At 44.3% G+C, this 6,755-nt stretch carries 7 protein-coding genes and 1 tRNA gene; 2 read left to right on the top strand and 6 right to left on the bottom strand.

The annotated features are described in order from the left end of the window. Positions 1 to 128 precede the first annotated feature (128 nt). The 4 genes from ACED25_RS10720 to mutY all read right to left on the bottom strand — a co-directional run bounded on the left by ACED25_RS10720 (position 129) and on the right by mutY (position 2,870). Positions 129 to 204 (bottom strand) — tRNA-Phe (locus tag ACED25_RS10720). Between the two features lie 103 nt (positions 205 to 307). After that, complete coding sequence (mltC, locus tag ACED25_RS10715; RefSeq protein ID WP_017103679.1) at positions 308 to 1,441, bottom strand: membrane-bound lytic murein transglycosylase MltC; 1,134 nt, start codon at positions 1,439 to 1,441, stop codon at positions 308 to 310. A gap of 69 nt (positions 1,442 to 1,510) precedes the next feature. Further along, positions 1,511 to 1,783: an oxidative damage protection protein gene (locus tag ACED25_RS10710; protein ID WP_010435637.1), complete on the bottom strand. Its 273-nt coding sequence runs from the start codon at positions 1,781 to 1,783 to the stop codon at positions 1,511 to 1,513. 28 nt (positions 1,784 to 1,811) lie between these two features. Next, complete coding sequence (gene mutY, locus ACED25_RS10705) at positions 1,812 to 2,870, bottom strand: A/G-specific adenine glycosylase (RefSeq protein ID WP_371695246.1); 1,059 nt, start codon at positions 2,868 to 2,870, stop codon at positions 1,812 to 1,814. Between the two features lie 165 nt (positions 2,871 to 3,035). Here mutY and trmB point away from each other — a divergent pair, with 165 nt between their 5' ends. After that, positions 3,036 to 3,755, top strand: coding sequence for a tRNA (guanosine(46)-N7)-methyltransferase TrmB (gene trmB / locus ACED25_RS10700; RefSeq protein WP_004735468.1), 720 nt, complete (start codon positions 3,036 to 3,038; stop codon positions 3,753 to 3,755). Between the two features lie 187 nt (positions 3,756 to 3,942). Beyond that, complete coding sequence (gene glsB / locus ACED25_RS10695; protein WP_009847707.1) at positions 3,943 to 4,863, top strand: glutaminase B; 921 nt, start codon at positions 3,943 to 3,945, stop codon at positions 4,861 to 4,863. A gap of 62 nt (positions 4,864 to 4,925) precedes the next feature. Here glsB and hemW read toward each other — a convergent pair whose 3' ends face one another. Both hemW and ACED25_RS10685 read right to left on the bottom strand, forming a co-directional pair. Continuing rightward, entirely contained in the window at positions 4,926 to 6,113 is a 1,188-nt protein-coding gene (gene hemW / locus ACED25_RS10690) for a radical SAM family heme chaperone HemW (RefSeq protein ID WP_371695245.1), read from the bottom strand. Then, positions 6,113 to 6,712 (bottom strand): XTP/dITP diphosphatase, encoded by a 600-nt coding sequence (locus ACED25_RS10685; protein ID WP_017101447.1) that lies wholly within the window; start codon positions 6,710 to 6,712, stop codon positions 6,113 to 6,115. The genes hemW and ACED25_RS10685 overlap by 1 nt, the downstream gene beginning before the upstream one ends. Positions 6,713 to 6,755 lie beyond the last annotated feature (43 nt).

The following is a 6,755-nucleotide window of genomic DNA, read 5'->3' as shown; positions in this document are numbered from 1 at the left end:
ACTGGTGACCTACTGATTACAAGTCAGTTGCTCTACCTACTGAGCTAAGTCGGCACACTAAATTCTTTATGCTTTTGTCCGTGTTGCTACTCCCTGTTAAAGAGTGTTGACACCAACAAATCAAATTGTGGTGCCCGGAGGCGGAATCGAACCACCGACACGAGGATTTTCAATCCTCTGCTCTACCGACTGAGCTATCCGGGCAACGGAGCGCTATTAAACGGATTTTCTGCATAACCGTCAACACCTTTTTTGAAAATAACTAAAAAAAACGTTCGTTAGTTGTTTTTTTATTCAAAAGTGAGGCTTACGTTTTACCTTGGTTAAAATCTTTCTTGAATTTTGTTACTTTCTCTAAGTATCGGCGCGACTCTTTATTGGGATGTTTCTTTGTTAGTGCCCAGTAAGCTTGACTCGGTTGCAATGAATTTAAGTCACGCATTGCTCGCTTTCTATCCTTACTGAAAGTATTGAGCACGCCACCAGTGCCGCCGTTGTATGCAGAGATCATACTGTACTCAAGCGTGGTTGGGTGTTTTACGTCTTTTAAATAACGATTTTTAAGGATGTAAAAGTATGCGGTGCCTGCATCAATGTTGTTTTCTGGATTGAATAAGTACTCAGGACTTGGTTCTCCAGGTTTCTTTTTAACGAGCTTAAAGACATCTCGTCCAGCGGTTTTAGGTACCACCTGCATAAGACCATAAGCATTTGCCCAGCTCACCGCGTAAGGATTGAAGCTGCTTTCTGTCTTGATGATTGCATAGATCAAGTCTTCAGGGATGTCATAGCGTTGAGATGCTCGTTGTACTATGTCGGCGTACTTATAACTACGTTTGCTCGCATGATCTGCCACCATTGGGATTTCGACGTAGTAGGCTTTTTTAAAGTCTACCTCTTTGGTTTTTAGGTTATTGGCGATCAGGTAATCTGCGAATTTGTTAGCACGCCATGTCCATTGGATGGGCTTTTTCTCTTGGTCTACGACTTGGTTGTAGAGGAAAGGTTGACCTTCTAGCTTTATGCTTTTGGACGAAAATAGATCGACATGAGCTGGATCATCGGGTGTCAGGAGCGTCGTCATGATCGCATTTTTGAGGTGCTTTTTAGGATCTGTTAAGGAGACGGTTTCTACCGTTATGATACCTTGACTGAAGTTAACTTCTGAACGGCTTAGATAATTGTCTATGTATTTCACATAGTTACTCTTACCTGCCATCTTTACTTCACTGCTGCCCCAACGCTTTTGGATATTGCCTGAAAAGCTACTAATCAAAGCATCCAACGCCCCAGTATCTTTTTCAAATTGCCCTGGTAGTTCTGCCAAATTACTTACAAACCGGTTGGTTGGTTCGTAGTTAACATCATAAATGCTCTCGACAAATTCACGACTGCACCCTGTTAACAACATGGCTGTTAGGAAGTAACTTAGCTTTTTCATAGTTCCTCATACAAAAATGACATCGCGGCGTAAACCATGATGTCATTAAAATTTATTTAAATAAATGTCTTATTCGCTAGGCGGGGTATAGCCATCAATAACGACATCTTTACCTTCGAAAAGGAAGTTAACCATCTCAGTTTCAAGAAGTTTACGATGCTCAGGATCCATCATGTTCAGCTTCTTTTCATTGATAAGCATAGTTTGCTTACTTTGCCATTGTCCCCAAGCTTCTTTAGATACGTTGTCAAAGATACGCTTACCTAGGTCACCCGGGTAAAGTTGAAAATCTAGGCCTTCAGCATCTTTTTGAAGGCGAGCACAAAATACAGTGCGGCTCATAGTGGTTCCTCTTATCGCGTTCGTTGATTCAAACGTCGTTCAGTTCAAAGGGTAGGCTCTCAATAAGCTGCTTTACAGGAGCGGCTAGGCCAATTTCTTCCGGTTTTGATAAGTTATACCAGAGACCTTTAGTCCCTTCCATTATCAAATCTGGTTGTTTATCTAATTTTACTAATACAGGCGTGATATCTAAGTGGTAGTGGCTGAAAGTATGTCGAAACGCAATCATGGTCTTGATCGAATTGGTTTCATTGTCTTTGATCGAACGAAGGTCTAGTTGATGTTCGATCTCTGCGTTTTCATTTTGAGGGAAACAGAATAGTCCTCCCCAGATACCAGATTGAGGGCGTTGCTCGAGCCATACTTGATTGTTGTGGTACAGAATCACAAACCATGTTTCTTTTATCGGCTTTTCTTTCTTAGGCTTCTTGCCAGGGAAATCGAGTTGTCTATCGATCTTCTTAGCTTCACACATGCTTTCAATCGGGCATAACGTACATTTGGGCTTGCTACGAGTACAAACCATCGCACCCATGTCCATCATGGCTTGATTGTACTTATCAACATCTTGATTGGGAGTGTGTGCTTCTGCGTGTTCCCAAAGCTGGTTCTCGACTTTCTTTTGCCCCGGCCAACCTTCTACTGCAAAGCTTCTCGCTAAGGTGCGTTTGACGTTGCCATCAAGAATCGCATGAGGGAGTTTATGCACAGAGGACAACACTGCAGCGGCAGTAGAGCGCCCAATACCCGGTAGCGCGTTCATTTCTTCGATAGAAAGCGGAAATTCACCATCATATTGCTCGGTAACAATCTTTGCAGCCTTATGTAAGTTACGAGCTCGCGCGTAATAGCCAAGCCCTGTCCATAAGTGCAGCACCTCATCTTGTTCGGCGTTCGCTAGGTCAATAACTGTTGGAAAGCGTTCTAAAAAGCGCTGGTAGTATGGAATCACCGTGGCCACTTGAGTCTGCTGAAGCATGATTTCAGATAGCCAAACGGTGTAGGCGGTTTTGTTTTGTTGCCAAGGTAATTCTTTGCGCCCAAAGGCGTCATACCACTTTAATATGGCGGTTGCGAAAGGAGTCACGACATGCTCTATGCTTTGCTATTATTAGGAGTGAAATTGCACCACACTTACGGTTGGATGTAAAACAGACAAATTGTGTGGGAATTTATCCACGGAAAGACTTGCACCGGAGGCAATTCTTTGGATAATCCCCGCTTTGATTAATCAATGTGCAGGCAAAAATCAATGAGTGAAGTGACCACTAACGAATATACTGAAGACGGCAAACTGGTTCGTAAGATCCGTAGTTTTGTTCGCCGCGAAGGCCGCTTAACAAAAGGCCAAGAAAACGCGATGAACGAATGTTGGCCAACAATGGGTATCGACTACAACCCAGAACTTCTTAATTGGAAAGAAGTGTTTGGCAACGACAACCCTGTTGTACTAGAAATTGGCTTCGGTATGGGTGCATCACTGGTTGAAATGGCAAAGAATGCGCCTGAGAAAAACTTCTTAGGTATTGAAGTTCACAGCCCAGGTGTTGGTGCGTGTTTAGGTACAGCTCGCGATGCTGGCGTAACTAACCTGCGTGTAATGTGTCACGATGCAGTAGAAGTATTTGAACACATGATCCCAGACAGCAGCCTGCATACACTGCAACTGTTCTTCCCTGACCCATGGCATAAAGCTCGTCACCACAAACGTCGTATCGTTAAGGCTGAGTTTGCAGAGATGGTTCGCGGTAAGCTGCAACTTGATACTGGTATTTTCCACATGGCAACAGACTGGGAAAACTACGCAGAACATATGATTGAAGTGATGAACGTAGCTCCAGGTTTCGAGAATATCGCTGAAGATGGTGATTACATTCCTCGTCCAGACGAGCGTCCACTGACTAAGTTTGAAGCTCGTGGCCACCGTTTAGGTCATGGTGTTTGGGACATTAAGTTCAAGCGTACTAAGTAATTCTGAATCAAATTAAGTGAAGGTGAATCCGACTTAGGATTAACCCCTACACTTTATGGGATTGATAAAAGCCAACATTATTGTAGTGTTGGCTTTTTTGTCCTTAGGCTTTTATTGCGATAAAGGTTTAAGGACAGAAAGTAATGTCGTACCCCCTACAAAAATAACAATAAAGAAGTAAGCACACATGAAACCAACTCAAGCTATTTTAGCCGAGATTTTAGACGAAGTTCGTCCCTTAATTGGTCAGGGAAAGGTCGCTGACTATATTCCTGCATTGGCTCGCGTATCGAACCAGAAATTGGCGATTGCGGTATACACCAATGAAGGTGAAGTTATTCAAGCTGGCGATGCTGATGAAGCCTTTTCCGTGCAATCAATTTCGAAAGCTCTAAGCCTAACGCTAGCAATGGTGCTGTATAAGCCGGAAGAGATATGGCAGCGAGTAGGGAAGGAGCCATCAGGACAAGCCTTTAACTCGATGATTCAGCTTGAGATGGAACACGGCATCCCTCGTAACCCGTTTATTAATGCTGGCGCGATTGTCGTTGCCGACTTATTACAAAGCCGTCTATCAGCGCCAAGACACCGTTTACTAGAATTTGTCCGTCAGCTATCAGGTGATACACATATCGTGTATGACAAGGTTGTGGCGGCTTCTGAGATGATGCACAGCGATCGTAATGCTGCTATCGCTTACTTGATGCGTTCATTTGGTAATTTTGAGAACGATGTTATTCCCGTACTCAACAATTACTTTCATGCTTGTGCGCTTAAAATGACCTGTGTGGATTTGGCGAAGACCTTTAGTTATTTGGCGAACAAAGGTGTGTCGGTTCAAACCAAGAAAGAGATCATTACGCCTGTTCAAACTAAGCAGTTGAATGCTCTGCTTGCGACATGTGGTTTGTACGATGGGGCGGGAGAGTTTGCTTATCGTGTTGGTATGCCAGGAAAGTCTGGTGTCGGTGGCGGGATTATTGCGATTGTTCCTGGCGAAATGACGATCGCGGTGTGGTCTCCGGAACTAGACGCGTCGGGTAATTCACTGGCGGGAACTCAGGCTTTAGAATTGCTCTCTGAGCGTATTGGTCGCTCTATTTTCTAAGTTCTAAGCTCGACAAAAAAAGCCTCTCGTGATGAGAGGCTTTTTGTACTCTAGCGTTCGAACTATTCGTCTTCTTCTGCCATAAAGGCTTCAAGCAAATCGTTTAAGAAGAGTTTTCCTTTTTCAGTGATCTGCCAATGGCTGTTGGTTTCATTCAAGTAGCCTAGCTCTTTTGCCCATTCAATAGTTTCTTGAATAGAGTCAAAACCAAGCCCCGTAGTATCAATGAAATCCTGCTTTGGACACGCTTCCATTAGCCTGAAGCGGTTCATGAAGAACTCAAAAGGGCGGTCCTCATTAGGGACTTCAAGTTCATCCGACAGATAGGGCTTCACCAGATTCTGATACGCGGCTAGGTAACCTCTAGGGTGTTTAACCTTAGTGGTGCGAAAAATACGTCCATCTGCAAAACTCAGCTTGCCATGAGAGCCACAGCCAATACCTAGGTAGTCACCAAAGCGCCAGTAGTTGAGATTATGCTGACACTGATATCCCGGCTTGCTGTAGCCTGAGATTTCGTACTGTACATAACCTGCGTCTGCGAGCTTCTTATGGCCTAAGTCGAAAATATCCCAAAGGTCATCATCGTCAGGCAGCTTTGGCGTTTTGTAATAGAACATGGTGTTAGGTTCTATTGTTAGCTGATACCAAGATAAATGCGGAGGGTTAAGCTCGATCGCTCTGTCCAAATCAGCCAAGGCCTGATCAATGCTTTGATCGGGTAAGCCGTGCATTAGATCTAGGTTGAAGCTATTTAGTCCGATTTTATGTGCTAAATGAGCTGCGTTAACCGCTTCGTCTTGACCGTGAATACGCCCAAGCCTTTCTAGTTTCTCTTGTTCAAAACTTTGCACACCCACCGAGATTCGAGTTATGCCTGCTTTTTGGTAACCAGCAAAACGCTCAGCTTCGATAGTTCCCGGATTAGCTTCCATGGTGATTTCTATTTCAGGTTTGAACGGAATGCGTTGTTCAATGCCTTGCAGCAATCGACCTATTCCTTCTGGAGAAAATAGACTCGGCGTGCCGCCACCAATAAAGATCGAATGCAATGGGCGAGGTGCGCCATTGAGTTGGTATTTTTCGATATCGGTATCGAGATCCTCAAGCAGAGCATCGATGTACTCTTTTTCAGGAATCTCGGCTTTGAGAGCGTGAGAGTTAAAATCACAATACGGACACTTTTGTACACACCATGGAATGTGGACATAGAGGCTGAGTGCGGGTGGTATTAGCGCTGCATTGTGCATTACAGAGCTTGCTCCTTGAGAGTCTTGAATAATGACGCGAGGGCTTTACCACGGTGTGACAGTTGCTTCTTACGTGACGATTCAAGTTCTGCTGAGGCGCAGTTATCTTCTGGTACAAAGAATACAGGATCGTAGCCAAAGCCATTCTCACCGTGTTCTTCAGTCAGAATGCGACCTTCCCATTTACCGTGACATACTAATGGAGTTGGATCGTTTTCGTGACGCATTAGCACCAATACACAGTGAAAACGAGCGGTACGCTTTTCAACATCGACACCTTGCATAGCATCTAACAGCTTTTCGATGTTTTGCTTATCAGTAGCCCCTTCACCTGAGTAACGCGCTGAGTAGATACCGGGTGCACCATTAAGGTAATCAACTTCTAAGCCAGAATCGTCAGCAATGGCTGGTAGCCCCGTCACTTTCGCAGCGTGGCGAGCTTTGATGATGGCATTTTCAATGAAAGTCGTTCCTGTTTCTGCGACTTCTGAAACGTTAAATTCACTTTGCGCGACAACGTCGAAACCAAACTTAGACAGAATATCTGCCATCTCGCGAACTTTGCCTTGGTTGCCTGTTGCTAAAACAATCTTACTCATGGGGATGTGGCTCTAATAAGTTAATGACTAGAAATGTGAGTTT

The sequence above is a fragment of the Vibrio sp. 1F263 genome (assembly GCF_041439035.1).
In the GTDB taxonomy this organism is placed as follows: Bacteria; Pseudomonadota; Gammaproteobacteria; order Enterobacterales; family Vibrionaceae; genus Vibrio; species Vibrio tasmaniensis_A.
This window is presented reverse-complemented; position numbering and strand designations above follow the sequence as displayed.

Bases quoted from the DNA above. Each gene is read 5' to 3' on its own strand.
- mltC (WP_017103679.1), bottom strand. From the start codon at position 1,441: ATGAAAAAGCTAAGTTACTTCCTAACAGCCATGTTGTTAACAGGGTGC.
- ACED25_RS10710 (WP_010435637.1), bottom strand. From the start codon at position 1,783: ATGAGCCGCACTGTATTTTGTGCTCGCCTTCAAAAAGATGCTGAAGGC.
- trmB (WP_004735468.1), top strand. From the start codon at position 3,036: ATGAGTGAAGTGACCACTAACGAATATACTGAAGACGGCAAACTGGTT.
- glsB (WP_009847707.1), top strand. From the start codon at position 3,943: ATGAAACCAACTCAAGCTATTTTAGCCGAGATTTTAGACGAAGTTCGT.
- hemW (WP_371695245.1), bottom strand. From the start codon at position 6,113: ATGCACAATGCAGCGCTAATACCACCCGCACTCAGCCTCTATGTCCAC.
- ACED25_RS10685 (WP_017101447.1), bottom strand. From the start codon at position 6,712: ATGAGTAAGATTGTTTTAGCAACAGGCAACCAAGGCAAAGTTCGCGAG.